This is a genomic window from Amycolatopsis sp. SB7-3, assembly GCF_041021335.1.
Taxonomy (GTDB): domain Bacteria; phylum Actinomycetota; class Actinomycetes; order Mycobacteriales; family Pseudonocardiaceae; genus Amycolatopsis; species Amycolatopsis japonica.
In genome coordinates this window covers 1079120-1103609 of record NZ_JBFPJQ010000001.1, presented here as the reverse complement: position 1 = coordinate 1103609, position 24490 = coordinate 1079120, and the positions used below count along the sequence as shown (strand labels likewise).

General features: G+C 70.2%; 25 protein-coding genes. 14 read left to right on the top strand and 11 right to left on the bottom strand.

Translation table 11 applies throughout. From position 1 onward, the window contains the following. Nucleotides 1–203 precede the first annotated feature (203 nt). Nucleotides 204–1118 (bottom strand): DNA recombination protein RmuC, encoded by a 915-nt coding sequence (gene rmuC / locus AB8M46_RS05315; protein WP_016337155.1) that lies wholly within the window; start codon nt 1116–1118, stop codon nt 204–206. Between the two features lie 179 nt (nt 1119–1297). Between rmuC and AB8M46_RS05310 the strand changes: the two genes are divergently transcribed. Next, nucleotides 1298–2449: an exonuclease SbcCD subunit D gene (locus tag AB8M46_RS05310; protein WP_037340902.1), complete on the top strand. Its 1152-nt coding sequence runs from the start codon at nt 1298–1300 to the stop codon at nt 2447–2449. Continuing rightward, the gene (locus AB8M46_RS05305) at nt 2446–5397 is read left to right on the top strand and encodes an AAA family ATPase (protein WP_394359685.1); all 2952 of its coding nucleotides are present in this window, start codon (nt 2446–2448) and stop codon (nt 5395–5397) included. Before AB8M46_RS05310 ends, AB8M46_RS05305 begins: the two co-directional genes overlap by 4 nt. A gap of 84 nt (nt 5398–5481) precedes the next feature. Here the strand turns inward: AB8M46_RS05305 and AB8M46_RS05300 are convergent, their stop codons facing one another. Then, entirely contained in the window at nt 5482–5982 is a 501-nt protein-coding gene (locus AB8M46_RS05300; protein ID WP_394359684.1) for a methylated-DNA--[protein]-cysteine S-methyltransferase, read from the bottom strand. 10 nt (nt 5983–5992) lie between these two features. Continuing rightward, nucleotides 5993–7438, bottom strand: a complete 1446-nt coding sequence (locus AB8M46_RS05295; protein WP_394359683.1) for a DNA-3-methyladenine glycosylase 2 family protein — start codon at nt 7436–7438, stop codon at nt 5993–5995. 105 nt (nt 7439–7543) lie between these two features. Here AB8M46_RS05295 and ychF point away from each other — a divergent pair, with 105 nt between their 5' ends. After that, nucleotides 7544–8626, top strand: coding sequence for a redox-regulated ATPase YchF (gene ychF, locus AB8M46_RS05290; protein WP_037340910.1), 1083 nt, complete (start codon nt 7544–7546; stop codon nt 8624–8626). Between the two features lie 20 nt (nt 8627–8646). After that, entirely contained in the window at nt 8647–8898 is a 252-nt protein-coding gene (locus AB8M46_RS05285) for a hypothetical protein (RefSeq protein WP_394359682.1), read from the top strand. A gap of 1 nt (nt 8899) precedes the next feature. Here the strand turns inward: AB8M46_RS05285 and AB8M46_RS05280 are convergent, their stop codons facing one another. After that, nucleotides 8900–9268 carry a hypothetical protein gene (locus tag AB8M46_RS05280; RefSeq protein ID WP_037340914.1) on the bottom strand — a complete coding sequence of 123 codons (369 nt, stop codon included), beginning with the start codon at nt 9266–9268 and terminating at the stop codon, nt 8900–8902. 42 nt (nt 9269–9310) lie between these two features. Between AB8M46_RS05280 and AB8M46_RS05275 the strand changes: the two genes are divergently transcribed. From AB8M46_RS05275 to AB8M46_RS05265, 3 genes are read left to right on the top strand one after another with little or no spacing between them, the layout of a single operon-like run. Continuing rightward, nucleotides 9311–9721, top strand: coding sequence for a hypothetical protein (locus AB8M46_RS05275; RefSeq protein ID WP_394359681.1), 411 nt, complete (start codon nt 9311–9313; stop codon nt 9719–9721). Continuing rightward, nucleotides 9718–10185 (top strand): DUF6357 family protein, encoded by a 468-nt coding sequence (locus AB8M46_RS05270; protein WP_394359680.1) that lies wholly within the window; start codon nt 9718–9720, stop codon nt 10183–10185. The genes AB8M46_RS05275 and AB8M46_RS05270 overlap by 4 nt, the downstream gene beginning before the upstream one ends. A 28-nt stretch (nt 10186–10213) precedes the next feature. Next, the gene (locus tag AB8M46_RS05265) at nt 10214–11389 is read left to right on the top strand and encodes a DUF6357 family protein (protein ID WP_394359679.1); all 1176 of its coding nucleotides are present in this window, start codon (nt 10214–10216) and stop codon (nt 11387–11389) included. Between the two features lie 5 nt (nt 11390–11394). Here AB8M46_RS05265 and AB8M46_RS05260 read toward each other — a convergent pair whose 3' ends face one another. Beyond that, on the bottom strand, nt 11395–11871 hold the full coding sequence (locus AB8M46_RS05260; protein ID WP_073844768.1) for a hypothetical protein: 477 nt from the start codon (nt 11869–11871) through the stop codon (nt 11395–11397). Between the two features lie 54 nt (nt 11872–11925). On the opposite strand from AB8M46_RS05260, the gene AB8M46_RS05255 reads away from it, so the two are divergent. Together AB8M46_RS05255 and AB8M46_RS05250 are read left to right on the top strand one after the other, a co-directional pair. Then, a complete protein-coding gene (locus AB8M46_RS05255) occupies nt 11926–12300 on the top strand; it encodes a hypothetical protein (RefSeq protein WP_037340921.1) in 375 nt (124 codons plus the stop codon). 12 nt (nt 12301–12312) lie between these two features. After that, the gene (locus AB8M46_RS05250; protein WP_394359678.1) at nt 12313–13374 is read left to right on the top strand and encodes an ankyrin repeat domain-containing protein; all 1062 of its coding nucleotides are present in this window, start codon (nt 12313–12315) and stop codon (nt 13372–13374) included. A 41-nt stretch (nt 13375–13415) separates the two neighbouring features. On the opposite strand, the gene AB8M46_RS05245 is transcribed toward AB8M46_RS05250, so the two are convergent. Both AB8M46_RS05245 and AB8M46_RS05240 read right to left on the bottom strand, forming a co-directional pair. After that, nucleotides 13416–14777 carry a M20/M25/M40 family metallo-hydrolase gene (locus AB8M46_RS05245; protein WP_394359677.1) on the bottom strand — a complete coding sequence of 454 codons (1362 nt, stop codon included), beginning with the start codon at nt 14775–14777 and terminating at the stop codon, nt 13416–13418. A 91-nt stretch (nt 14778–14868) separates the two neighbouring features. Beyond that, nucleotides 14869–15243, bottom strand: a complete 375-nt coding sequence (locus tag AB8M46_RS05240; protein WP_394359676.1) for a hypothetical protein — start codon at nt 15241–15243, stop codon at nt 14869–14871. Nucleotides 15244–15495: 252 nt separating this feature from the next. On the opposite strand from AB8M46_RS05240, the gene AB8M46_RS05235 reads away from it, so the two are divergent. Next, entirely contained in the window at nt 15496–15834 is a 339-nt protein-coding gene (locus AB8M46_RS05235; RefSeq protein WP_037342472.1) for a helix-turn-helix domain-containing protein, read from the top strand. Between the two features lie 377 nt (nt 15835–16211). On the opposite strand, the gene AB8M46_RS05230 is transcribed toward AB8M46_RS05235, so the two are convergent. After that, entirely contained in the window at nt 16212–16502 is a 291-nt protein-coding gene (locus tag AB8M46_RS05230) for a 4a-hydroxytetrahydrobiopterin dehydratase (protein WP_394359675.1), read from the bottom strand. Nucleotides 16503–16577: 75 nt separating this feature from the next. Here AB8M46_RS05230 and AB8M46_RS05225 point away from each other — a divergent pair, with 75 nt between their 5' ends. The 4 genes from AB8M46_RS05225 (at nt 16578) to AB8M46_RS05210 (ending at nt 21474) form a co-directional block, all read left to right on the top strand. Further along, nucleotides 16578–17630 carry a thiamine ABC transporter substrate binding subunit gene (locus AB8M46_RS05225; protein ID WP_394359674.1) on the top strand — a complete coding sequence of 351 codons (1053 nt, stop codon included), beginning with the start codon at nt 16578–16580 and terminating at the stop codon, nt 17628–17630. Nucleotides 17631–17677: 47 nt separating this feature from the next. After that, on the top strand, nt 17678–19255 hold the full coding sequence (locus AB8M46_RS05220; RefSeq protein WP_394360846.1) for an ABC transporter permease: 1578 nt from the start codon (nt 17678–17680) through the stop codon (nt 19253–19255). After that, nucleotides 19255–20271, top strand: a complete 1017-nt coding sequence (locus tag AB8M46_RS05215; RefSeq protein ID WP_037340935.1) for an ABC transporter ATP-binding protein — start codon at nt 19255–19257, stop codon at nt 20269–20271. The genes AB8M46_RS05220 and AB8M46_RS05215 overlap by 1 nt, the downstream gene beginning before the upstream one ends. Before the next feature lie 99 nt (nt 20272–20370). Then, nucleotides 20371–21474: a serine hydrolase domain-containing protein gene (locus tag AB8M46_RS05210; RefSeq protein ID WP_394359673.1), complete on the top strand. Its 1104-nt coding sequence runs from the start codon at nt 20371–20373 to the stop codon at nt 21472–21474. A 64-nt stretch (nt 21475–21538) separates the two neighbouring features. Here the strand turns inward: AB8M46_RS05210 and AB8M46_RS05205 are convergent, their stop codons facing one another. From AB8M46_RS05205 to AB8M46_RS05195, 3 genes are read right to left on the bottom strand one after another with little or no spacing between them, the layout of a single operon-like run. Continuing rightward, nucleotides 21539–22408 carry an ABC transporter permease subunit gene (locus AB8M46_RS05205; RefSeq protein WP_350597244.1) on the bottom strand — a complete coding sequence of 290 codons (870 nt, stop codon included), beginning with the start codon at nt 22406–22408 and terminating at the stop codon, nt 21539–21541. Continuing rightward, on the bottom strand, nt 22405–23400 hold the full coding sequence (locus AB8M46_RS05200; RefSeq protein WP_240599807.1) for an ABC transporter ATP-binding protein: 996 nt from the start codon (nt 23398–23400) through the stop codon (nt 22405–22407). The genes AB8M46_RS05205 and AB8M46_RS05200 overlap by 4 nt, the downstream gene beginning before the upstream one ends. Beyond that, nucleotides 23397–24482 (bottom strand): DUF2092 domain-containing protein, encoded by a 1086-nt coding sequence (locus AB8M46_RS05195; protein ID WP_038508511.1) that lies wholly within the window; start codon nt 24480–24482, stop codon nt 23397–23399. Before AB8M46_RS05195 ends, AB8M46_RS05200 begins: the two co-directional genes overlap by 4 nt. Nucleotides 24483–24490 lie beyond the last annotated feature (8 nt).

Here is a 24490-nt window from a genome sequence, read left to right as displayed (position 1 = left end):
GTGTGCTGAGTACCTGCGGTACCTGAAGGCCTCCTTCCTGTACTTAGGCGCAAGTAAGGGGGCCTTCAGGCGCAGCCGCTGTGACTGCTGGTGCTGATGGGGCTTGTGTGACGGCATGCGAGTCCGTGAAGGCCTCCTTGAGGGACCCAGAGTCCCTCAAGGAGGCCTTCACGGACCGGACCTGGACCACTACAGGCGACACCTCACGACGCGGGGAGTTCGTCCGCCTTCCTGATCAGCGGCACCGGTGCCGGGCTGCCCGCGGCGTCCGTCAGCGGCGAGACCGTGCTCCGGAAGCTCTCGAGCGCCTCCAGCTCCCGCCGCCGAGCCGAGATGAAACGCTGCAGGTGGGTGCTCGACAGGTTCAGCGCGTCGACCGCGTTGCCCGCGGCCCGGTGCGCGGCCGCGGCGCCCGCCCGCACCTGCTCGACGTCCTCGACCAGTGCCCGTTCGGTCGCGGCGAACAGCGCGGCGGAGGCCAGTACGGCGAATCCCGTCGGTCCGCACAGGAAGACCCGCCGGTCCAGCATCCAGCGCAGCAGTTCCGGGTCGGTGTCCAGCGCGGCCACGACGGCCGCGTCGGACGGGACGAACATGATCGTCCCGTAGATCGCGTCGGCCCAGCGCTGGTAGCCCTTGCCCGCCAGCTCGGCCGCCCGCGACCGGAGCTGCCGGACGTGGACACGCAGCGCGTCCAGCCGTTCTTCGGGGTCGTCGGTCTCGACGGCCTCGGCCCAGCAGGCCATGCTGGCCTTCGCGTCGACGGGGACCGTCCGGCCGCCGCCGACCCGCAGCACCATGTCCGGTTTCGCGGCGCCGCCGCCCGCCAGATCCGTCTGCAAAGTGAAGTGCAGCTCCTCGCGGAGCCCGAGCGCGCGTGCGGTCTCGAGGAGCACTTGCTCGCCCAACTCGCCTCGGCCGCTGATCGAGGCGAACGCGACCTCGTACCGGCGCAGCGCGAGCTGCTGCTGATCCGCCTTCGCCCGCTCGGCCGCGACCTGTTTCGCCGCCGCGTCCGCCCGCCGCATGCCGTCGTTGTACAGCCGCCACAGCAGCGCGACGGCCGCGAGCAGCAGCAACGCGAGCACGACGGCCGCGGTGGTGATCACCGTCGCCACCGGTACCTCCCCTCCGGATCCGAGTCGGAGGACATCATGGCGGAACCCACCGACAAAACCGGAGCGGCGCGGTCGCGCTCCGTATCTGACCTGCGTCGTCCCCGGCGTGTCGGAAAGCGCAGTGCCGCCAAGGGCGCGCCTCCGCTGTCCGGCCGGTGTGCGGCCCTACCTTGGGCTGCGTGAAGCTCCTGCACACCTCCGACTGGCATATCGGCCGCACCTTCCACGGCGCCGATCTGCTCGCCGAACAGGAAGCCGTGCTGGGTCATCTCGCCGAGCTCGTGGTCGCCGAGTCGGTCGACGTCGTGCTCGTGTCCGGGGACATCTACGACCGTGCGGTGCCCTCGGCGGAGGCCGTCCGCGTGGCCACCACGGCGCTGGGCCGGATCCGGCAGGCCGGGGCGAAACTGGTGATGACCCCGGGCAATCACGACTCCGCGCCGCGGCTGGGCGCGTTCGCCGAATTCGCCGCGGCGGGCGGGCTGCATCTGCGCGCCACGATCGACGGGCTCGCCGAGCCGGTGCTGCTGCCCGACGAGCACGGCGAGGTCGCCCTCTACGGCATCCCGTATCTGGAACCGGAGCCCGCGCGTCACGCCCTCGGCGTCCCCGAGGCCCGCGGTCACACCGGCGTTCTCACCGAAGCGATGCGGCGGATCCGGGAGGATCTCGCCGGGCGGCCGTCCGGGACGCGGTCGGTGGTGCTCGCGCACGCCTTTGTCACCGGCGGCGAGCCGACCGAATCCGAGCGGACCATCGCGGTCGGCGGCGTCGAGCAGGTACCGGGTTCGGTGTTCGACGGCGTCGATTACGTCGCGCTCGGCCACCTGCACGGCCCGCAGACCCTCGCCGAGCACCTGCGCTATTCGGGCAGCCCGCTGGCGTACTCGTTTTCCGAGACACGCCAACGAAAATCGGTGTGGCTGGTGGAACTCGGCGCCGACGGGCTGGCCGAGGTCCGGCGCCACGAACTGCCGGTGCCGCGGCATCTCGCGATGCTGCGCGGCGAGCTGGCGGAGCTGCTTTCGGATCCGGAGCACGACGGCCTCACCGAACATTTCCTCTCGTTCACGGTCACCGATCGGGTCCGCCCGATCGACGCGATGCGCAAACTGCGTGAGCGGTTCCCGTACGCGGTGCACATGGACTGGCAGCCGGAAGGCGGGCACGACGGGGCCGCGCTGAAGTACGCCGAAGCCGTCCGCGGGCGGTCCGACGTCGAGATCACCCGCAGTTTCCTGGAGGACTGCCGGGGCTCCGCGCCGTCGGAGAGCGAGGAGCGGCTGGTGCTGGCGGCGCTGGGCGCGGCGGGCAGGGAGCGCGAAGTATGAGACTGCACCGCTTGGAGGTCGCCGCTTTCGGTCCGTACGCGGGCCGTGAGGTGGTGGACTTCGACGCGCTCGGCGCGGACGGGCTGTTCCTGCTGCACGGTGACACCGGCGCGGGGAAGACGACGCTGCTCGACGCGATCGCGTTCGCCTTGTTCGGCACCGTTCCCGGCGCTCGCGGCGAGGTCAAACGGCTGCGCTGCGACCTCGCCGAGCCGGATCAGGTCACCGAGGTCGTGCTCGAACTGACCGTGCAGGGCCAGCGGATGCGGATCACGCGCAACCCCGAGTACCAGCGGCCCAAGCGCCGGGGCGAGGGGATGACCGTCCAGCAGGCGAAGGCGGTGCTCAGCTGGGTCGGCACGGTGCCCGCCGGCCACGTGGCCGAGGGCATCACACGGATCGACGAGGTCGCGCGCACGGTCGAACGGCTCATCGGCATGACGCACGAGCAGTTCTTCCAGGTGGTCCTGTTGCCGCAGGGCGAGTTCGCACGGTTCCTGCGCGCGAACACCGCCGAGCGCGAGGAGCTGCTGGAGCGCCTGTTCGGCACCGAGCGCTTCTCGGACGTCGAGGACTGGTTCGCGAACCTGCGTGCCGAACGCGGCCGCGAGTTGCAGGCCCGGCAGCAGTCGCTGCGGGAATGGGTCGCCCGGTTCGCGCAGGTCGCGGGGCAGGAAGCGCCCGAAGAGGGGCAGGCCGAGTGGGTCGACGAGGTGCTGGCCGAGTCGGCGCGCCGCGTCGGCGAGGCACAGGAACGTGACACGAAAGCCCGTGCGGCGGCGAAGAAGGCCGAGGCCGTCTGGCAGGAGAACCGGTCGACCGCCGAACGGATCCGCCGCGTGCGCACCGCCTATACGCGCTTGTCGGTGATCGCCGAGCAGGCGGACCAGCGGGCGGAGTGGGCGGAAGAGGTCGAGGCGGCCCATCGCGCGGCCGGGGTGGTCGCCGAGGCCGATCTCCTCGAACGCAGGCTGGACCAGCTCGCGGAGGCCGAAGCGGCCGAGGCTCTCCGGGCCCAGGAGGTTCCTGACGCGGCGGACAGTTCCGCCGCGGAGCTGCGCGCTCGGGCGGGTGGTTTGCGGGAAGAGGCGGGCGCGCTCGCCGAGCTCGTGGCGGAAAGCGAGCAGCAGCAACGGGATCTGGTCCGGCGCGAGCAGCTGACGGCCGCCGCGGGCAAGGCGGAGAAGCAGGCCGAGGAGTTCGCCGCCGAACTGGGTGCCGCGCCGGAGAAGGTCACGGCTTTGCGTGCCGAAGCGGCCGCTGCCGCCGAAGCCGAAGCGAGGCTCGACGGCGCCCGTGCTCGTGTCGACGAGCTGACCGCGCTGGCCCGCGACGCCGACGAGATGCCTCGGGTGAAGCAGGTCGTCGAGCGGGCGCGGGTGGCGGTCAGCGAGGCCGTGGACGGCCATCAGCAGGCCCGGCAGCACCGGCTGGACCTGCGGGAGCGGCGTCTCGAAGGGATGGCGGCCGAACTCGCCGCCGGTCTCCACGACGGCGAGGACTGCCCGGTCTGCGGTGCGACGGACCACCCGTCGCCGGCGACGCATACCGGTGGCCTGGTCGATCCCGAGGACGAACGCCGCGCCGAAATCGCGGAACAGCAGGCGCATATGCGGCGCGAGAAGGCGAAGGCCGCGTTGCAGGAGGCCGAAAACCGCCTGACCGTCCTGATCGAGCGGCTGGGTGAACACACCGCCGAGACGCTGCGAGCCGAACTCGGCGAGGCGCGCGCACTGGTCGCCACACTGTCGGAAACCGCACGCCAACGGCCCGCGCTCGAGACACAGGTCGTCGCCCTGGAACGGAAGATCGAGCAGCTGACCGAACAGCGCGGCGCGGCCGAGCGTCGTGCGGTCGAGATCGCGACCGAGGTACGCGGTCTGACGGAGCGGCTGACCGAACGCGAGCGGCGGTTGGAGAGCGCACGAGGCGAGTTCGCCGATGTCGCCGCCCGGCGGCGGCATCTGCTCGGCGTCGCGACCCGCCTCGACGCGCTCGCCGAAGCGCGGCTAAGTGTCGCGGGTACCCGTGAGCGGCGGGACGAGCAAGCGAAACTGGTCAAGGAAGCGTTGCTGGCCAAGGGATTCGCCGATCTCGACGAGATGCGCGCCGCCGCGCGGCCGGACGAGCAGATCACGAAACTGGAGGCCAGTCTCGCCGATGCGAAGGTGATGGAGCGGGCCGCCCGCGAGGAACTCGCGCAACCCGACCTGTTCGGCATCTCGCCGGAGGACGAGATCGACGTCGGTGCTTCGGCGGACGCGGCGCGGGACACGCGAAGCGAGGCCGAGCAGGCACTCGTGGCGCTGCGAGCGGCCACGTCACGGCACGCCGACCTGACGAAACTGGCCGAGCGGATGACGTCCTTGATGGCGGATCTGGCGCCGGTCGAAGAGCGGTACCTCGAACTGAAGGCGCTGGCCGAGGTGGTCAACGGGCGCGGCCAGAACGCGCGGAAGATGTCGCTGCGTTCCTATGTGCTGGCCGCGCGGCTGGAGGAGGTCGCGGTCGCGGCGACCGCGCGGCTGCGGACGATGAGCCAGGGCCGCTACTCCTTCGTGCACTCGGACGCGGCCGGGGCGCGGGGCACCCGCGGCGGCCTCGGGCTCGACGTGCTCGACGACTACTCCGGCACCATCCGGCCCGCGAAGACGCTGTCAGGCGGCGAGTCCTTCCTCGCGTCGCTCTCGCTGGCCCTGGGGCTCGCCGACGTCGTCGCCGCCGAAACCGGCGGAGCGCTGCTGGACACGCTGTTCATCGACGAGGGCTTCGGCACGCTGGACGCCGAGACGCTCGACATCGTCATGAACATCCTCGACGAGCTTCGCGCCGGAGGGCGAGTGGTCGGGCTGGTGTCGCACGTGGAGGAGCTGCGGCAGCGGATCCCGACGCGGCTACGCGTCCGGAAGGCGCGTACGGGCTCTTCGGTGGAGATCCACGCCGCCTGACCCGCTCCTTGAAATGTCATGAAAGGGCCGTTCAGGACATCTTTTGTCCTGAACGGCCCTTTCATGACACTCGGGACGGGCAGGTCAGGCCGCTTCGTGGGTCAGCAGCCACTGCTTCGCCGGAACACCCCACCGGAAGTTCCCCACACCGCCGCCGGTCCGCACCACCCGGTGGCACGGCACGAACAACGCCGCCGCGTTCTTCGCGCACGCCGACGCGGCCGCCCGCACCGCCGCCGGATTCCCCGCCAGCGCCGCGTACTCCGCGTAGCTCACCGGCTCCCCGGCGGGCACTTTCCGCAGGATTTCCCAAGCGTGCTCCCGGAAAGCGCCGGACCGTTGCCGCACCTCGACATCGGCGACGGCGTCCAGGTCGCCGTCGTGGTACCGGCGGATCGCGGTGCTCACCGGCCCCAGATCCCGTCGTTGCTTCACCTCGCCGGGGGCGAGCGACGGCGAGATCAGCGTCGTCAATTCGGCGACGTCGCCGGTCCAGCCCGAGGCGAGCACGGCCCCGTCACCCGCCACGACGGCGGTGAACGGGCCGATCTTCGTGTCCATTGTGGACCAATACGCGATGCTCATGGTTTTCCTTTCAAGCGCGCAGCAGGTACATGCCGGCGTACGAGGACCAGGGCTGCCAGGCCCGTCCGCGTTCGGCCAGCGTCTTTTCGTCGTCGGGGATGCCCAGCGCCGCCGCTCCACGGCGCAGCGCCGGGTCACCGGTCAGCAGGACGTCGGGCGCGCCGAGCACCCGCATCAGGACGTAGTCCGCGATCTCCGGCCCGATTCCCGGGAGCTCCAGCAGTTCCGCCCGCAGCTCCAAGGGATCGCGGCCGACGTGGACCGACACCTCGTCCGCCAGCGCGCGGGCCACGGCGGCCACCCGTTCCGGGCCGTGTTCGGCGACCTGGGCCGTCGTCGGGAACACCGTGGTCAGCCCTTCGAGTGACTCGTCGCAGCTGGGCACGCGTTCGCCGAGGCTCTCGGCGAGCGCGGCGGTCTCGGCGGGGGAGAGCATCGCGCGCAGCACGAGCTCGTCGCCGTCGACCGCGCCGGGCACCCGGATGCCGGGGATCGCCTCGACCAGCGGTGCGAGGGCCGGGTCGGCCCCGAGGACCCGCGAGACCGCCTCGGGATCGGCGTCGAGGTCGAGCAGCCGCCGCACCCTGGCCACCGCGCTGCTCAGGTCACGCAGGTCGGTGAGCCGCAGGTCGCAGCGGACGTGGTCGTCCTTCGCCGTCAGCCACACCACGCCGATGCCGTGCGCGAGCCGCAGCGTGCGGCCGTAGCCGGTCACGCCGGAATCGTCGCGCGTCACGTGCTCGACGCCGGGGACGGCCCGGTCGGCCAGGAAGTCCAGCACCCCGTCCGCGTCGAACGGCTTCCGGAACGGCAGCCGCAGGCTCAGCCGGGTCCCGGTCGGCAGCTCCTCGGCCTTGCGACGCCGCAGGCTCGCCGCCCGAAGCTGTGAAGGCGTCGTCGCGAAGACCTCTCGGATCGTCTCGTTGAACTGGCGGACGCTGGAGAACCCGGCCGCGAACGCGACGTCCGTCAGCGGAAGCCCGGACATCTCGATCAGCAGCCGCGCCGAATGCGCCCGGTGCGCCCTGGCCAGCGCCAGCGGCCCCGCGCCGAGTTCCGCGGTGAGGACGCGTCCGAGCTGGCGTTCGGAATAGCCGAGCCGTCGCGCGAGCCCCGGGACGCCGTCGCGTTCGACGGTGCCGTCCGAGATGAGCCGCATCGCCCGTGCGGCGAGGTCGGCCCGGATGTCCCAGTCGGGGGAACCGGGGACCGCGTCGGGCAGGCAACGGCGGCAGGCGCGGAAGCCGTGCGACTGCGCGGCCGCCGACGTCGGGTAGAAGCGGACGTTCTGCTGCTTCGGCGTCGACGCGGGGCAGGACGGACGGCAGTAGATCCCGGTGGTGGCGACGGCCATGATGAACTGGCCGTCGAACCGGGAATCACGGGCGGCGACGGCGCGGTAACACCGTTCGGTGTCGCGCCACACGGCCCGTTCGGCCAGGGTCTGCTCGGTCATGACATCGATCGTGCCACCAGGTCGGAGGCGCGGCTGGCGGAAATCCGACACGGCGATCAAGGCCTCGGCGGATGGGGCGGCGGGCGGCACGTAGACTTCTGGCCCGTGAGTCTCACCCTCGGCATCGTCGGCCTGCCCAACGTCGGCAAGTCCACCCTGTTCAACGCGCTGACCCGCAACGACGTGCTCGCGGCGAACTACCCGTTCGCGACGATCGAGCCCAACGTCGGCGTCGTCCCGCTGCCGGACCCGCGGCTGGACCAGCTCGCCGAGGTCTTCGGCTCCGAGCGGACCGTGCCCGCCGTCGTGTCCTTTGTGGACATCGCGGGCATCGTGAAGGGCGCGTCCGAGGGGGCGGGCCTAGGCAACAAGTTCCTCGCGAACATCCGCGAGGCCAACGCGATCTGCCAGGTCATCCGCGTGTTCGACGACCCGGACGTGATCCACGTCGACGGCCGGATCGACCCGGGCAGCGACATCGAGACGATCAACACCGAGCTGATCCTCGCCGACCTGCAGACCCTGGAGAAGGCGCTGCCGCGGCTGGAGAAGGAAGCGCGGACGAAGAAGGAGAACAAGCCCGCGCTCGACAACGCGGTCAAGGCCAAGGAGATCCTCGACGCCGGGCGCACCCTCTTCCAGGCGCAGAAGGAGGTCGACTTCGAGGCGCTGCGCGAGCTGAGCCTGCTCACCACGAAGCCGTTCCTCTACGTCTTCAACGCCGACGAAGGCATCCTCACCGACGAGTCGCGCCGCGAGGAGCTGGCCAAGCTGGTCGCCCCGGCCGACGCGGTGTTCCTCGACGCCAAGGTCGAAGCCGAGCTGCTGGAACTGGACGACGAGGAGTCCGTGCGCGAGCTGCTGGAGTCCGTCGGCCAGCACGAGCCGGGCCTCTACTCCCTCGCGCGCGCCGGCTTCCACACCCTCGGCCTGCAGACGTACCTGACCGCCGGCCCCAAGGAGTCGCGCGCCTGGACGATCCCGCAGGGCGCGACCGCCCCGCAGGCCGCGGGCGTCATCCACACCGACTTCGAGCGCGGCTTCATCAAGGCCGAGGTCGTCTCGTTCGACGACCTGATCGAGAACGGCTCGATGGCCGCCGCCCGGTCCGCCGGCAAGGTGCGCATGGAGGGCAAGGACTACGTCATGGCGGACGGCGACGTCGTGGAGTTCCGCTTCAACGTCTGATGCCCCGAGGAGCCAAGGGCATGAGCGCCGATCGCTGGGGTGTCGAGATCGAAGACGACATCTCCGTCGAGGCCTTCGGCGCGCTCAACGACGATGACGATGCCGAGCACGTCGTCGTCGACATCAACGACAGCGACGACTGGTTCGTCGAGTTCACCCGCCGCTCCGTCTGTTTCCAGCAGGCGGAACGCGGCGGGGAAGTCGTCGGCACCCTCGACTACGCCGACCGCGGCGAGGCTCTTCGCGCACGCTCCTGGAAGTCCGACGGGTGAATCACACGCCGTAGCGGTCCTGGAACATCGTCGCGGGTGCCTCGCCGTGCCGCGCCGTGTAGGCCGCCACGATCTCGTCCGCCACGTCCTCACCGGCCTGAAGACGGACGAGGTACGGAACCGCCCAGTGCAGCTCGGCGGCGTCGAAGTCCTTTTCCCAGAGCGGATCGAGCCCGGTTCGCGTCTCGTCGAGCACAGCGGAGAGCGGAACCTGTCCGCCCGCGTTCACCGGATGCGGGCCCACCGAGATCGAGAAGCGGGAAGCGGCGCCTGCCGGGTTGACGGCCATTTCCATGGGGTGCGGGTGGTGGCCGGGCGCCGTGCGCGCGATCACGAGGAACCGCAACGGCCGCCGTTTCGTCTTCTTCATGCGGCCATTCGAGCACGCCGCCACGGACCGAGGATGAACCGCATGACGAGCCCCGCCCTCTCGCCGCTTGCCCGCGCTCTGGCGCGCACGGACTTCGCGGAGAACTGGTACCGCTGGTGCGACGCCCGGCGCGACTGGGCGGCCGAGGCGACGGGTGTCTACGACGAAGACTCCCTGCTGACCGCCAGCGGCGTCGTGTGCAGCCTGACGGTCCAGCTCGGACGCGGACTCAACTCCCAGGAGTGCCGCCTGGCGGTGCTCGCTAGCGGCGAGCGGCAGGGGGAGCCCGAGATGCTGCACGCGATCACGCGCGCCATCCGGCTCTCCCAGGGCGAGCCGGAACCGGACCCGCCCTACCCTCGGCCGATCATCGGCAGCCGCGGTCAGCTGGAGGTCGTGTCGCGCGAGATCGTCGACGTTCTCGGCCAGGTCGCCCGAGGCTGGGCGTCATGACCGAGGTCCTCTTCGCCCGTGAGAACGGTTGGATCCCGCGAGTGATCCGCGAGAACGGCGAGCTCGTCCTCGAACTCGGCGCCGGAGCCGACGCCAACCACGACCCTCGCAGGTTCACCCTCCCGATTTCGGAAGCCCATTTCGCGGTGATCCGCGGCGATCTGGTCCGGCATCTGCTGCTGTGGAGCGCGATCCTGCCGCTCTGCACGGCCGCCGGGATCCGGCGGCCGCTCGACGAACGCGCGGCGGTCGCCTTGCTGGACCCGATCCGTCTCGGGGCTCCCGCCGAAGTGGAGCTGTTCTTCCAGGACATCCGCTGGGACGTACGGCGGCTCGTCGCCCAGGGCGCGGACGTCGAACTGCTCGGGCGCGGACGGCTCTTCGCCGCGTTGGGTTCCGCGACCGAGCGGTCCGACTGGTCGCTCGTCCAGCGGTACGACGCCAACCGTGGGCGCGCCCGATGAGTTTCCCGCTGTGTTCGGAAGGACGACGATGAGGCCACTGACCTTCAGTGACGACAAGGAAAACGAGCAGAAGTGGGTGCCGGGCGGTGCGCGATCCGCGCCCGACGCGTTCCGGGAGTTCGTCGACCGGCACCGTGCCGACGACAACGCCACGTTCTGCATCGAGGACGAGGAGAACGAAGAGGCGCTGCTGCTCATGTACGACGCCGGCACCATCTGCCGGATCAAAGGCGCGCAGGATTCGCAGGTCGAGTACCGCCTCGTCACCAACGGCGGCGACTACCGGAGCCAGGTGGCGAACTTCGTCCGCGGCGGTTCGGCCGCGCTCGACCGCAGCGGGCCGTGGTTGCCGGACGTCGCCGCCCTCGACCGGGCGAGGCTCCGCTTCGAGTTCGACGGGTCCGTGTTGCGGCGGACCCATCCGCGCGAGCTGCGCCGTCGCCTGGAGATCCTGACCGTCATCGACGGACACGAGCCGACGACGGTCGACGGGGTGACGCACTTCGGCTTCGGCAACGGCGGCGGCGACACGGTCAACGCCTGGTTCACCGCCGACGGACGCGGCCTGGTGACGACCTTCGACCACACCAGCGCGCTCAACTTCTACGAAGACCCGGAGGCACAGGCCGCCCTGTACGACGGTGTGCCGGCGGACCTCCTCGCCATGGTGAAGGACGCGCCCGAGACGGAGACGACGATCGAGGTCGGCGGCCTGGTGGCCGCCGGTGGCATCTTCACCTTCTCGGGACCGTGCACCATGTCGGAAGGACTGGTGTCCCGGCTGCAGGAGGCACGACTGGACGTCAGGGAGACCGGGGTCGGCTGGTTGCTGGAAGGTCTTCTCTCGTTGCAGGACTTCACCCCCGCCGCGGTGGCGGAGGAAGTGGCGTGGTGGAGCGACGAGGACATCGAGAAGGGGTTCGCCGCTGCCCCTCGGGAACAGCCCGCGCCGTTCGACCAGGAGACGGTGGATCGCTTCTGCAAGATCTGGGCCGACTCCGGGTACAACGATCGCTGGGACGTGCACTACGTCCTCTTCGACGGCAACACGGTCGAGGACGTGGGGGAGGCGCGGGACGAGCTCCTGGCCTTGGTCCGGACGCTCGGACTCGAGCGCGTCGACGCCCCGCCCGGAGCCCCCACCGGGGAAGTGTGGGTCCGCACCGACCCCCGTATCGACGCCGAGCTCGAGCGCTGGTCGTGACTTCGTCAGGGAAGGCCCCGGACTTGCCGCCCGGCGGTTCGGATGAACACGGACAGGGTTTCCTGGCTGCGTTCTTCATGCTGTTTCACGGCGGCGAGATCCGGAGCTCGGTGCAGGGCCTCGATCGGCTCGAAGGTGGCGTCGACGAGTCGGAGGATTTCGGAATCGTCGGTGAGCATCTGGATCCTGAGCCGCGCGTGATCGGCCGTCGCCCCGCGCTTGTCGGATTCCGTGTGCGCGGCCCGCATCTCCTCGTCCGGCGCCGAGCGCTGCTTGAGGAACCATTTCGCGATCACGCCTTGCCGCAGTTCGGTCATGGCTTCGGCGAAGGCCACGTACGCGGCGATCCGTTCCTGCCGAAGCCGTTCGTCGCGAGCGGTCCGCTCCGTTCGCCGCGTGTTCAGCAATCCGAGCAGGTACGTGAGGGTCGAACCGGCCAAGGTGCCGGAGATCGCGACCACGCTGGTCAGCACGCCGTTCATGGCCGGGATCGTAGGATCTCCGCAGCCGCGCGGTAACCGAATCCGAGGAGAATAGTGCCGAACGACGACGCCGTCGATCTCATCAGATCGCTGGTCGATGCCACGGGACCGGCCGACGGCTGGGAATCGCTGGCGATGATCCTGGAATTCGGGGAGGGGTTTCGCAGTGCGTATGGGTACGCGTACTCGCCCGGAGACGTCATCGCGCCCGTGGCCTGCAAGTGGTCGAGTATCGAAGCCGCGGTGGACGCGTACCTTGGCGGCTACTACCGACCCGGCGACAAGCTGCCGGTGAAGATCCTCGTGCAGTTCGACCGGACGGCCGGAAAGTACGAAGTGACGTTCGAGGACACCGACGAGGACCGCTGGGCCGTGAAGCCGAAGAACTTCCGGACGATGCGCGAACAGCTGCGCCCGAAGTTCGGCTGAAAGGCGAAGACGATGGCACGAAAGCGAAAGACCCTTCCCAAGGACTTCCAGGAGATGCTGACCTCGGCATCGGTGGACGAACTCAAAGCCGTCTTCGGCAAATGCGAGATCGACGCGCGGGGCGGCTACAGCAAGGGGACCGCGATCGGCTTTCCGGAGTGCCCGGACGAGCTCATCGTCTGGCTGACCGGGCAGGGGCTCGCCGTCGACACCCCGGACAGCTACGGCAGGACACCGCTTCACGCGCGGGCTTCCCGCGGTGCCACGAAGCAGATTCCTTTGCTGCTCTCGCTCGGCGCGGACATCGATGCGGTCGACACCTCCGGGAAAACGCCGCTTCAGGCGGCGGTCGAGAGGCTGAGGACCGAGTCCGTGCGAGTGCTGATCGAGCACGGGGCGTCGACCGCGATTCACGACAGGCGCGCTGACTCGTTGCTGATGCGATGCCTGATCAGTACGGAAAACGCCTACCTCCGCGAGTCCGCCGAGATCGCGAAGCTGCTGCTCGACCACGGAGCGAGCATCACGGCCGAGATGCGCCAGAAGGTCGAACGGATCGGTAGCGGCTTCGAGTTCCACCGCGAGACCTTCAACCGGGACCTCCTCGAAGAGACCGACGCCGCGCTCAGCGAGCTGTACCGGTTCTTCGACGTCGAGCCGGTCGCGCGGCGGTCGAAGCACGACGGGGTTTCGCCGATCGTCGTGCCCGACGGATCCTGGCAGGAGCGGCACAAAGCGCTGTGGGAGCTTCTCGTGCCGTCGAGCGGCGCGGGCGCGACGGTGCAGTGCGAGGCCATCCGCGTCACCGGCCGGATCTCCGACGAGATGTTCCGCAACGGCGGGGCGAACTGGGACCGTGCCTATCGCGCGATGGCCGACGCGTTCCCGGGTTTCCTCGCGCAGGGCGAACCTCTCGGCGAGGAAGAACTCCGTGAGGCCAAGGAGATCGCCAAGCAGATCCGGTCGGGCCGCGGGGCGGACGACCACCTCGATCGCTTGAGCGAGCTCGCCGTCGCCTGGGTCGCGAAGAACCCGGCCCCGATCGCCTTGGGAGCGGTGGACTACACACGTTGAGGGGGTGCCGGGTGTCCCCCGATGAGGACACCCGGCGAGCCTCACTTCCGCAGCAGGCTGTACGCGGCGGAACCGATCAGCTCCAGCGAAACCTGAAGCCGCTCAAGGGAGACGTTGTCCTTGATGGTGTCTTCCGGCGTGTGGTAGGTCGGCTCCAGCAGCGCCGGGCCGGTTTCGCCACGCCAGCTGAAGTTGCCCGAAGCGATCCCGCGTTCGAAGAACGGCACGTGGTCGCTCGAACCGCGCGCCACCGGACCCTTCACCCGCGGGTCGTAGCCGAGCCGCTTGGCGGCGGCGTTGACGGCCGCGGTCGTGGCGTTGTCCGCACCGTCGACCGAAAGCAGCCAGTAGGTGACGGCCGGGTCCCAGCTGGTGGCGACCATGTCGTTCTGGAAGCAGCCCGCGATCCGCTGCGCCTCCGGGTCGGACAGGTTCTTGACGTAGTGCCGCGAGCCGATCAGCCCGTACTCCTCCGAACCCCACAGCGCGAACCGCAGCGTCTTGTTCGTCGGCAGGTACCGCAGGACGCGCGCCAGCTCCAGGCAGAGCACGGTGCCGCTGCCGTCGTCGTTGGCGCCGGGGGAACCGGGGACGCTGTCGTAGTGCGCGGTCACCATGACCACGCCTTCGTCCTTGCCGGGGAACGTGGCCGGCCGCTCGGCGATGACGTTGTACGACGTCAGGTTCTTGTGGTGCGTGGCCGTCGCCTTGACCGTGACCGAGCCCTTGGCGAGCCGTTCGCGCAGGCGCTCCACCTGCACCTGGGCCAGGCCCAGCACCGGGATGGTGACCGGGGTGGCGAGCGTCGGGGAGAAGGCGGACAGCTTGCGGGCCGGGTCGGCGCCGATCCGGCCGAGCAGCACGGCGTCCGCTCCGCGCTGCGCCGCCGTCAGGTACGCGTCGGCCTTGTTCGCGACGGCGGCGATCAGCACGATCTTGCCGGTCAGGTCGTCGGGCAGGGTGCTGCCGTCACCGGCGTCGACGACGACGGCCTCACGGGTGACGTCCTGCGCGCCCTGCGGCGACGAGCCGGTCTGCCAGCTGTCACGTCCGATCGTCAGGGTGCCGAGGAACTTGTCGGCGATCGGGAACGGCTGCAACGTCACCTGGTAGCGCAGGTCGCGAAGCACCTTCGCGATGTAGTCCCTGGCCCGCAGTTCGCCTTCGGTACCGGCGATCCGGGGGCCGATCTTGTCGCTGAGCACCCGCAGGTGTTCCAGCGCCCGCCGCGACCGCACCCGCGCGATCACGGGATAGTCGCCGAAGTCCAGCGACGGCGGGAACTGCGCGCCCGGACGTTGTTGGGTGGCCGCGGCGGCGGTGCCGGGGTTAAGCCCGATCGTCGCCGCGCCCGCCAGTGCCACCGCGCCCGCGAGCACCTCACGTCTGCGCAGACCTGCCATGGAACACCCCTCACTTCTCGAAGAAACTCGTCCGAGTAGCCAATAGTGCGCCGGTCACCGGAGCAACCTCCGATCGTCCCCTTTTTCCGGTTCAGCGCACGGCGGCCCGGCGGTAGGCCGCCGAGACGGCGACGACGCCGGAGACCGCCGCGGCGATCACCCCGCCGATCAGCAGCACGGTCCCGACGAAGGGCCCGAAGTCGCCGACGTCGGCGAGCCGTCCCCAGAACGACCCTTCGAGCAGCGCGCCGACGAGGATGAACACGGGCGCGGCGACGCCGAGGAAGAGGATCCACCGGTACTTGGCGGCCAGCGTCAGCACGAGGATCCCGGTCACGCCGAGGATGAACGGGCCGGGCGGGATGTCCGGGAAACCCGGGACGCCCGAAACGATCTGGATGATCAGGCCGGCGACACCGACGAAGAGGAAGAAGGCGTTGGCGACGGCGGCGGTGGAACGGTTCATGGCGAGCTCCTCACTGGGTTTCAAGACCACTGAAGAGTCCCGCTCACGGCGGCTGGGGGCGTCGGCCCGGAAGCGGCAATCAGGCCTACGCGGTTTTGCGTACGACCTCCTGATACCAAAGAGGCCGCCGCGCGCCGCGTAAGACTTGGTCATCGCGATGTCCACCGGCTCGCGCACCTACCGGGAAGCGGCGGTCGAACTGGCGGCGTGGGCGAGGGTAACTTCGAACGGGTGAAGCCGTTGAGTCCCGACATGTTCGCGCCCGGCTGCCCGTCGAACCTGACCCCGTTCCGGATCGGCGACAAATGGGCGGGCCTGGTCGTGCAGTGCCTGGAAGAAGGGCCGCGCCGGTTCTCCGAGCTGCGTGTGCCCTTGAGAGGAGTCACGTCGAAGGTGCTCACGGAGACCCTCAGGGCTCTGGAGCGCGACGGCATGATCACGCGGACGGCGTACGACGAGACGCCGCCGCGGGTGGAGTACGAGCTCACCCCGCTCGGCCGGACGTTGTTCGAGCCGATGGAGGCGTGCCGTAAATGGGCGGCGGAGCACCTTCCGGAGCTCGTCGCCGCCCGCGAGGCGTACTCCGGTTAGCCGAGGAGGCCCAGTACGACGATCGTCAGCAGCGTGATGGCGGCGGCGAAGGTGGTCACCCAGGCGCGCTGGGCGGCGGTGATGGAGGCGTTGTTCACGGCGGTTCCCCGGGGGAGAGAAGCGACAGGTCCGCCCGGAACAGCGCGTTGATCAGGCTCCGCGTTACCTTCGAAGCGCCGGTGTGATCAAGATCACTGATCGTGCTGGTGATGCCGTTCGCGCGCGGTGTACCAGAGCACTCCGGCGGCCGCCGCCACCATCGCGCCGAACGCCGAGAACCCCACCACGATCGCCTGCGTCATCACTCGTCCTTTCTCGTTGTGTCCCTACCGGGGTGACGTCCGAGAAGCGGGGTTGTGGCGCGGTCGTAGCGGACGTCACATGCCGGCGAGTACCCCGTCGATCTGCGACGCAAGCGAGAAGTCCTTCTCCGTCAGCCCTCCGGCGGAGTGCGTGCTCAGCCGGAACGTCACCGTCCGCCAGCGGATGTCGATGTCGGGATGGTGGTCGGCCGCCTCTGCCAATTCGGCCACCCTGTCCACCGCTTCGATGGCCTTGGGGAAGCTCGGCAGCTTCGCCGTCCGCTCGATCGTCACACCGTCACGGGTCCAGCCGGAGAGCTTGGTCACGGCTTCGTCGGCCTGCTGGTCGTTCAAGATTTCCGCCATGACTCCATGGTGGTACGCCGTCGGCTACGCTGCACGTTTGCCACGGGTCCCCCCTTGAAGAACGCAGGAGGCTAGATGAAACGCGCCCTCCGCACGGTCGTTGCGGCTGGCACGGTGGCCGCCCTCGTCGCGGGCTGCTCGCTCTCCGGGAACACGGGGAACGACCCGCAGGCGCCGGCGACGGTCACGCTCGTGACACACGACTCGTGGCTCGCGCCCCAGGACGTCCTCGACGCGTTCGAGCGGCAGTCCGGGATCAAGATCTCCGTGCTCAAGCAGGGTGACGCGGGCGCGCTGACCAACAAACTGGTGCTCACCAAGGCGAATCCGATCGGTGACGTCGCGTACGGCATCGACTCGACGTTCGCCTCGCGCGCGCTCACCGAGGGCGTTTTCGAGCAGTACACCAGCCCGGAGGCGGATCGCGGCCCGCAGCGCTACTCCGTCGACCCCGGCCACCGGCTCTCCGCGGTCGACCTCGGCGACGTCTGCGTCAACATCGACACGCGGTACTTCGTGGACAAGGGGATCCCGGAGCCGAAGTCGTTCGCGGATCTGACCGACGTCAAGTACAAGGACCTGATGGTCGCCGAGAGCCCAGCGACGTCGTCGCCGGGGCTGGCGTTCCTGCTCGGCACCGTCGCCCAGTTCGGCGAGCAGGGCTGGCAGGGGTACTGGACGCAGCTGAAGGCCAACGGGCTCAAGACGGTCAGCGGCTGGGAAGAGGCCTACTCCAAGGAGTTCTCCGGTTCCTCGGGCAAGGGCCCGCGCCCGATCGTCGTCTCCTACGCCTCCTCGCCCGCCGCCGAGATCGGCGACGACGGCAAGCCGCGCACGAAGGCGCTGCTGGACACCTGTTACCGCCAGGTCGAGTACGCGGGTGTGCTGGCGGGCGGCAAGCAGGTCGAGAAGGCCCGCAAGGTCGTCGACTTCCTGCTGTCGCAGCAGTTCCAGGTCACCGTGGCGAGCAACATGTACGTGTACCCGGCCCGTCAGGGTGTCGAGCTCCCGCAGGGCTGGGCGCAGGCCGCGCCGCTGCCGCAGCAGCCGAAGACGCTCGAACCGGCCAAGATCCAGGCCGGGCGCGAGCAGTGGATCGCGCAGTGGCGCACGCTACTCGAAGGCTGAGCACCCCCAGGCCGACTTTCCGAGGGACCGGGCTGGTCGCACTCGCCGTGCTGCCGCTCGGTTTCCTCGTGGTGTTCTTCGCCTGGCCGGTCGCGGCGATCATCGGCCGGGGCTTCGGCTCCGGCGGCGTCGGTACGGCCATCGGGGACCCACTGACCTGGAAACTCGCGGGATTCACCGTCGCCAGTGCCGGGGTTTCGACGATCGTCGCGGTGCTCGCGGGGCTGCCGGTCGCGTTCCTGCTCGCGCGGGTGCGGCTGCCGGGGGTTTCGCTGGTCCGGACACTCGTGCTGGTGCCGTTCGTGCTGCCGACCGTCGTGGTCGGCCTGGCGTTCCGCGCGCTCTGGCCCGATGGCGGGCTGCTGCCGCTGGTGCTGGCCAACGCCTTCTTCAACGTCGCCGTCGTCGCGCGCACGGTTTCCGGGCTGTGGAGCCATCTCGACCCGCGGACGGTTGACGCGGCCCGTGCGCTCGGCGCGTCGCCGTGGCGCGCCTTCCGTTCGGTGACGCTGCCCGCGCTCGCGCCGGCCGTCGCGTCCTCGGCCGCGGTGGTCTTCCTGTTCTGCGCCACCAGTTTCGGGGTCGTGCTCATCCTCGGCGGGGCGAAGTACCGCACGCTGGAGACCGAGATCTACCTGCGCACCGTCGAACTGCTCGACCTCTCCGGCGCGGCCGCGTTGTCGCTGGTGCAGTTCGCCGCCGTCGTCGCCGCGCTCGTCGTGGGCGCGCTCGCGAGGCGGCGCCGGGAGAACGCGGTGCGGCTGCGTTCGCGGAGCGAGACCGCGCGGAGGCCGAGGGGTGGCGAGTGGTGGGCGGTGGCCGCCGGGCTCGCGGTGATCGCGCTCCTGATGACGCCGATCGTGGCGCTGCTGGTCGAATCCGTGTCCACTTCGGACGGTTGGAGCTTCGCCGGGTACGAAGCGCTCGCCGGGCAAGGCTCCCGTAACGCGCTCCAGATCTCGGGCTGGGACGCGGCGTCGATGTCACTGCGGACGGCGTTCGACGCGACGACGCTCGCGATGATCGTCGGGGTGCTGGCCTCGGTCGTGCTGGTGGCGCTGCGCCGCACGCCCGGCAGGCTGGCGCGGGGGATGGGCGAGACGATGGACGCCGCGCTGATGCTGCCGCTGGGTGTGTCCGCGGTGACCGTCGGTTTCGGTTATCTCGTCACGCTCGACGCGCTGCCGGGCGATCTGCGGACGTCGCCGCTGCTGGTGCCGCTCGCGCAGGCGCTGGTGATCATCCCGCTGATCGTGCGGATGGTGCTGCCGGTGCTGCGGTCGGTCGACGTCCGGCTGCGGCAGGCCGCGTCGACACTCGGCGCGAGCCCCGGCCGGGTGTGGCGCGAGATCGATCTCCCGCTGACGGCGCGTTCGCTGGTCGCGGCGGCCGGGTTCGGGTACGTGGTCGCGCTCGGCGAATTCGGCGCGACGAGCTTCCTGGCCAGGCCGGACGCGCCGACGCTGCCGGTCGCCGTCGCGACGCTGATCTCGCGGCCGGGGGAGCTGAACAACCAGATGGCCTACGCGGCCTGCGCGCTGCTCATGATCGTGACCGTGGTGGCGGTGGTGCTGATCGACCGGTTCGGCGCGGTCCGCGGGCAGAATTCGGTAGGGGAGTTCTAGTGTCGCTGTCGGTACGGGATCTGACCGTCCACTATGGATCCTTCGCGGCGGTGAAGGACGCCCGGCTGGACATCGCCGACGGCGAGGTGCTGGCGCTGCTCGGCCCGTCCGGATCGGGGAAGTCGACGCTGCTGCGGGCGATCACCGGGCTGGAGCCGCTGACGTCGGGCACCGTGCGGTGGGACGGCGAGGATCTCGCCGGTGTCCCGGTGCACCGGCGGGAGTTCGGGCTGGTCTTCCAGGACGGGCAGCTGTTCCCGCACAAGGACGTCGCCTCGAACATCGCGTTCGGCCTGCGGATGCACGACGTGCCGCGCGCGGAGCACGCGGACCGCGTCCGTGCGCTGCTGGAGCTGGTCGGGCTCGTCGGCTACGAGCGGCGGAGGGTGACCGAGCTGTCCGGCGGGCAGGCGCAGCGAGTGGCGCTCGCCCGCGCCCTGGCTCCGGAGCCGCGGTTGCTGCTGCTGGACGAACCACTGTCCGGTTTGGACGCCGGACTGCGGGAACAGCTGGCGATCGACCTCGCCGCCCTGTTGCGGCGCAGCAAGATCACCGCGCTGCTGGTCACGCACGATCAGGAAGAGGCGTTCACGCTCGCCGACCGCGTCGCCGTGCTCGAAGACGGCGAGATCCGGCAGGAGGGCGCGGTGCGCCGTGTCTGGCGGCAGCCGGTGGACGAGGGCGTGGCACGGTTCCTCGGCGTGACCACGTTCGTCGACGGCGAAGCTTCCGGTGGTGTGGTGCGGACTCCGCTCGGCGAGGTCGCGCTGCCCGACGTCGAGGACGGAGCGGTGCGGCTGGGGCTGCGGCCGCACGGACTCCGCGTGGCTCCGGACGGCGTCGAAGGCGAGGTCGTCGCCGTCGTGCACCGGCGAGAGCACGTCCGGCTCGTGGTCGCACCCGGCGGCGATCTGTCCACTGTGGACGCCGTCGCGCCGGTGACCGCCGACCTGCGTCCCGGGGACACCGTCCGGCTCGCTCTGGACCCGGACGGCGTCGCCCAACTCCGCATTTAGTCCTCTGAATGCGGTACTCCGGCTGAATGCGGTACTCCGGCGCGAAACCTGCGGTTTTCCGCAGTGTCCGCGGGGTTCGGCCGCCATACCGTCGTCTCCATGCTCCTGAAGACGATCTTGTCCTTCGTTCTCGCGGTCGTTCCGGCCGCCGCACCGGCCACGCCGGATATCCCGGTCGCCGAGTTGCGCGGCAGGCTCACCGCCCTCGCCGACGGCCGGGACATCACCGCCGGGCTGATCCACGTCCGGAACGGCACCCGCCAGTGGTCGGACGCGGTGGGCGTGCGCGATCTGGCCTCCGGCGCGCCCGCCGTCGCCGGCGGTCATTTCCGGATCGGCAGCGTCACCAAGACCTTCGCGGCCACCGTCCTCCTGCAGCTGACAGACGAGGGACGGCTGGCGCTCGACGATCCGATCGAGCGCCACCTGCCCGGTGTCGTGCCCGACGGCGGTCGCGTCACCGTCCGGCACGTCCTGCAGCACACCAGCGGCCTGCACGACTACATGAGTGAGCCCGGGTACTCGACCAACCGCTGGCGCGCCGATGCCCGCTTCGACGACTACACGCCTTCGCAACTGCTGAAGGTGGCGTTCGCGAAAGGCCCGGACTTCGAGAACCCGGGCGAGTCCTGGCATTACTCGAACACCAACTACGTCGTCGCCGGTCTGCTGATCGAGAAGCTGACCGGACGCCCGTACGGCGAGGAGGTGACACGGCGGATCCTGCGCCCGCTCCACCTCACGCACACCAGCGTCCCGGGCCACCACTCGTCCTTGCCCGTTCCGCACGCCCGCGGCTACGAACCGCTGCCCACGACCCCGCCGTCGATCGTGGACGCCACCGACATGGACCCCTCGCTGGACTGGGCGGCCGGTGAGATGGTCTCCACCACCCGCGACCTGACCACCTTCGCCACCGCCCTGATCGAGGGCAGGCTGACGAGCGAGGCGAGCCTGACGGAGATGCGGCGGATGAGGGAAGCGGTCCCGCTGTTCCGGTACGGCCTGGGCTTGCAGGAGTTCGCGATCCCTTGTGCGACCGGCCCGAAACCGGTGTGGGGGCACACGGGACAGCTGATCGGCTACCTCACCGTCGCCTTCACCGACGGGAAGGGCAAGTCGCTGACCCTGTCCCTCAACCCGCACGGGCGGGACCCGTCCACCGAAGCCGTGGTCTCCATGGCGACGGCCGTCTTCTGCTAGCACTTAGTCCTCTGAATGCGGTGGTTGCGCGTGCAAGGACCGCATTCAGAGGACGAAACGCGGGTCAGCCGTCCCGGGTGGTCAGGCGCGAGTAGGCGATCGAGAGGCCGATGACGATGTAGCAGGCGGCCCGCAAGGCGCCCTCGCCGAGCATCGACAGGTCCAGCGGATCCATCAGCACCGCGGCCGGAGCCTGCGCCCAATCCTTGTTGAGCAGGAACGGATGCAGCCACGAGACCGCGTCCAGGAAGCCGAGGATGGTGAACACGATCGTGCCCGCCAGCACCGAGGCGACCACCAGCATCGGGTGTTCGGTGAACGACGAGATCGCGAGCGCGACCGCGCCGACCGCCCACAGCTGCAGGGTGATCCACAGCGCCACCACCAGCAGCCTGCCCAGCGCGTCCCACACGCTCAGCGTCGAGCCGGTGAGGGTGAACATCGAATCGGCGCCACTGACGATCAGCCCGGTGGCGAATCCGGTGAAGGTCATGGCCAGCACCGCGATCAGCGAGACGGTGGCGACGCCGAACGCCTTGATCGCCAGCAGCCTGCCCCGGCCGACCGGCGCGATGAGCCAGCCCCGCAAGGTGCCGTGCGCGGTCTCACCGGCGATCGCGTCCGCCCCGGCCATCGCCGAAGCGAGCGGCAGGAGCAGCGCCAGGGTCATGGTCAGCGCCGCGACCGGCAGGACGAACCCGTTGTTCATCGCGGAGGCCAGCAGTGCGCCGTCCCGGCCGCCTTCCGCTTCGGACGCGTCGACCAGCGTCAGCGCGACCCCGATCACGATCGGGATCAGCGCGAGCAGGCCCAGCACGGCCAGCGTGCGAGGCCGCCGGAAGATCCAGCGCAGTTCGGCGCGATACAGCCGGAGCAGGCCGATGCTGTCCCGGCCGGTCCTCGCCGCGGGTGCCGCGGCCAGAGCGTGGGTCACGACTCCCCCTCACCGTCTACAGTGGACTCCGGCTGGGTCAGCCGGGCGAACAGGTCTTCCAGGCCGGTCCGGGCCCGCGCCGCCTCGTGCACGGCCACCCCGGCCGTCACCAGATGACGCAGCACGTCGGGCGCCTCGGCGGCGGTGAGGTCCACGCGGACGCCGTCCGGGGTGAGCCTGCTGCCGATCCTGTTCTCCCGCAACGTCTCCACCGCGAGTTCGGCGTCCGGCGTCCGCACCAGCAGCGCCGCGTTCCCCGACTCCAGCAGTTCCGAGAGCTCGCCCTGGGCGATCACGTTCCCGGACTGGAGCACCGCGACATGCGTACAGGTCGCCTCGACCTCGGCCAGCAGATGCGACGACACCAGCACGGTGACACCGTCGGCGTGCAGTTCGGCGATGATCCGGCGGATCTCCCTGGTGCCCGCCGGGTCGAGGCCGTTGGTCGGCTCGTCGAGCACGACCATCCGCCGCGGCACGAGCAGCGCGCTCGCCAGCCCCATCCGCTGCTTCATCCCCAGCGAGTACCCCTTGTAGCGCCGGGTGGCGGCGTCGGTCAGGCCGACGCGCTCAAGCGCCGCGTCGACCGCTCCGGGGATCCCGGCCGAGGCCAGCCTCGGTTCGGCCGCGGCCACGCGCAGCAGGTTCTCGCGCCCGGAGAGAAAAGGGTGGAAACCCGGTCCTTCGACGAGCGCGCCGACATCGGGCAGCGCGTGCGCCGCCTCGTCGGGCATCTTCTTGCCGAAGAGTTCGACCTCGCCCTCCGTGGGCCGCACGAGACCGAGCAACATCCGGATGGTCGTCGTCTTGCCCGAACCGTTGGGGCCGAGCATCCCCAGCACGGCGCCTTCGGGAACGTCGAGATCGACGTGGTCCACGGCCACCGTGCGGCCGTAGACCTTGCGCAGGCCCCTGGTGCGGGCCGCCATGGGTACCGCCGGAGCGGACGCCTCCTGGGAGGCGTCCGTCCCGGCTTCGAAAGTGGTGGTCACTTCGCGGCCAAAGCCTCGAAGAGGACCTGCTCCGGCACCGCGCCGACGGCGTAGCGGCCGTCGTCGGTCAGCACGCCGCTGCCGACCTTGGTGGTCACCAGCCAGCCGCTGCCCCAGGCACCGCTGACCGGCTTGGCGAACCGCGAAAGCAGCGCCTTCGGGTCGACCTGACGGCCTTCCTCGTCCTTGGCCTGACCGGCCTTCGACAGCGCGTCGGCCGGGATCTTGCCCGTGATCGCGGTGTCCCAGCCGTCGCCGACGACCTTGATGTCGGACTTCGCCTGCTCGGCCAGCTCACGGTTCTTCGGGTCGACCTCGGCGGTCTTCTCGGTCACCTTCGCGCCCTTCGGCGGGGTGAACTCGAAGTTCGACGCCGGCTGGGCCGCGAAGTTGATCTCACTGAACGAGACCTCCAGCGCCGGGGACGAAGTGCCGTTCGCCAGCACCGTGACCCGCAGCGGCAGCCGGGTCTGGTCGTCGATCGCGACGCGGATCTCGCGCAGGAGCGTCCGCTCGGTCGGCTTCGGGGTCAGCACCAGTTCGTACGCGGACCGGTTCGCCACCGAGGCCGTCCCGCTGACGGCGATCGTGCTGCTCTCGCGCACCTTGCCGAGCAGTTCCGACGCCACCGTCGCCGGGTCGACGTTCTTGCTCTTCTCCTGGTGCTCCTTGGCCAGCCCGTCCGGGATGGTCACCTTGGTGGCCGAGTTGTCCTTGGAGCTGTACTCCCAGACCGTCTGGCCGTTCCGGACGATGGTCTGCTGGCTGGAGCCCTCGGTGAGCGAAACCTTGCTCTTGCCCGCCCCGTCGGTCGAAATCTGCGCCGAGTCGACGTCGAGCGCCGAGACGCCGGGCAGGGTGCTGCCGACCTGTGGCAGGCCGAGGTCGTTGCTGACCTTGACCTTCCCGTCGAACGCCGACGGCTTCGCGTTGAGCGTCGACTGCACCAGCTCTTCGGCGCTGATCTGCGGCAGGACGGGCGCGTCGCCCGCGGTGGCCGGCATCGCGACGACGGCGAGGCCGCCGACACCGAGCGCCGTGCCCACCACCGCCGCGGTGATGGCCTTCCTCTTCGGATCCATGCTGTCTC

What these genes read in the sequence shown, in the direction of transcription:
- AB8M46_RS05240 (WP_394359676.1), bottom strand. Translation starts at nt 15,243, where the DNA reads ATGAACCGTTCCACCGCCGCCGTCGCCAACGCCTTCTTCCTCTTCGTC.
- AB8M46_RS05250 (WP_394359678.1), top strand. Translation starts at nt 12,313, where the DNA reads ATGGCACGAAAGCGAAAGACCCTTCCCAAGGACTTCCAGGAGATGCTG.
- AB8M46_RS05210 (WP_394359673.1), top strand. Translation starts at nt 20,371, where the DNA reads ATGCTCCTGAAGACGATCTTGTCCTTCGTTCTCGCGGTCGTTCCGGCC.
- AB8M46_RS05225 (WP_394359674.1), top strand. Translation starts at nt 16,578, where the DNA reads ATGAAACGCGCCCTCCGCACGGTCGTTGCGGCTGGCACGGTGGCCGCC.
- AB8M46_RS05230 (WP_394359675.1), bottom strand. Translation starts at nt 16,502, where the DNA reads ATGGCGGAAATCTTGAACGACCAGCAGGCCGACGAAGCCGTGACCAAG.
- AB8M46_RS05280 (WP_037340914.1), bottom strand. Translation starts at nt 9,268, where the DNA reads ATGAAGAAGACGAAACGGCGGCCGTTGCGGTTCCTCGTGATCGCGCGC.
- AB8M46_RS05235 (WP_037342472.1), top strand. Translation starts at nt 15,496, where the DNA reads ATGTTCGCGCCCGGCTGCCCGTCGAACCTGACCCCGTTCCGGATCGGC.
- AB8M46_RS05260 (WP_073844768.1), bottom strand. Translation starts at nt 11,871, where the DNA reads ATGAACGGCGTGCTGACCAGCGTGGTCGCGATCTCCGGCACCTTGGCC.
- AB8M46_RS05265 (WP_394359679.1), top strand. Translation starts at nt 10,214, where the DNA reads ATGAGGCCACTGACCTTCAGTGACGACAAGGAAAACGAGCAGAAGTGG.
- AB8M46_RS05305 (WP_394359685.1), top strand. Translation starts at nt 2,446, where the DNA reads ATGAGACTGCACCGCTTGGAGGTCGCCGCTTTCGGTCCGTACGCGGGC.
- AB8M46_RS05285 (WP_394359682.1), top strand. Translation starts at nt 8,647, where the DNA reads ATGAGCGCCGATCGCTGGGGTGTCGAGATCGAAGACGACATCTCCGTC.
- AB8M46_RS05295 (WP_394359683.1), bottom strand. Translation starts at nt 7,438, where the DNA reads ATGACCGAGCAGACCCTGGCCGAACGGGCCGTGTGGCGCGACACCGAA.
- AB8M46_RS05300 (WP_394359684.1), bottom strand. Translation starts at nt 5,982, where the DNA reads ATGAGCATCGCGTATTGGTCCACAATGGACACGAAGATCGGCCCGTTC.
- AB8M46_RS05270 (WP_394359680.1), top strand. Translation starts at nt 9,718, where the DNA reads ATGACCGAGGTCCTCTTCGCCCGTGAGAACGGTTGGATCCCGCGAGTG.
- AB8M46_RS05195 (WP_038508511.1), bottom strand. Translation starts at nt 24,482, where the DNA reads ATGGATCCGAAGAGGAAGGCCATCACCGCGGCGGTGGTGGGCACGGCG.
- AB8M46_RS05275 (WP_394359681.1), top strand. Translation starts at nt 9,311, where the DNA reads ATGACGAGCCCCGCCCTCTCGCCGCTTGCCCGCGCTCTGGCGCGCACG.
- AB8M46_RS05245 (WP_394359677.1), bottom strand. Translation starts at nt 14,777, where the DNA reads ATGGCAGGTCTGCGCAGACGTGAGGTGCTCGCGGGCGCGGTGGCACTG.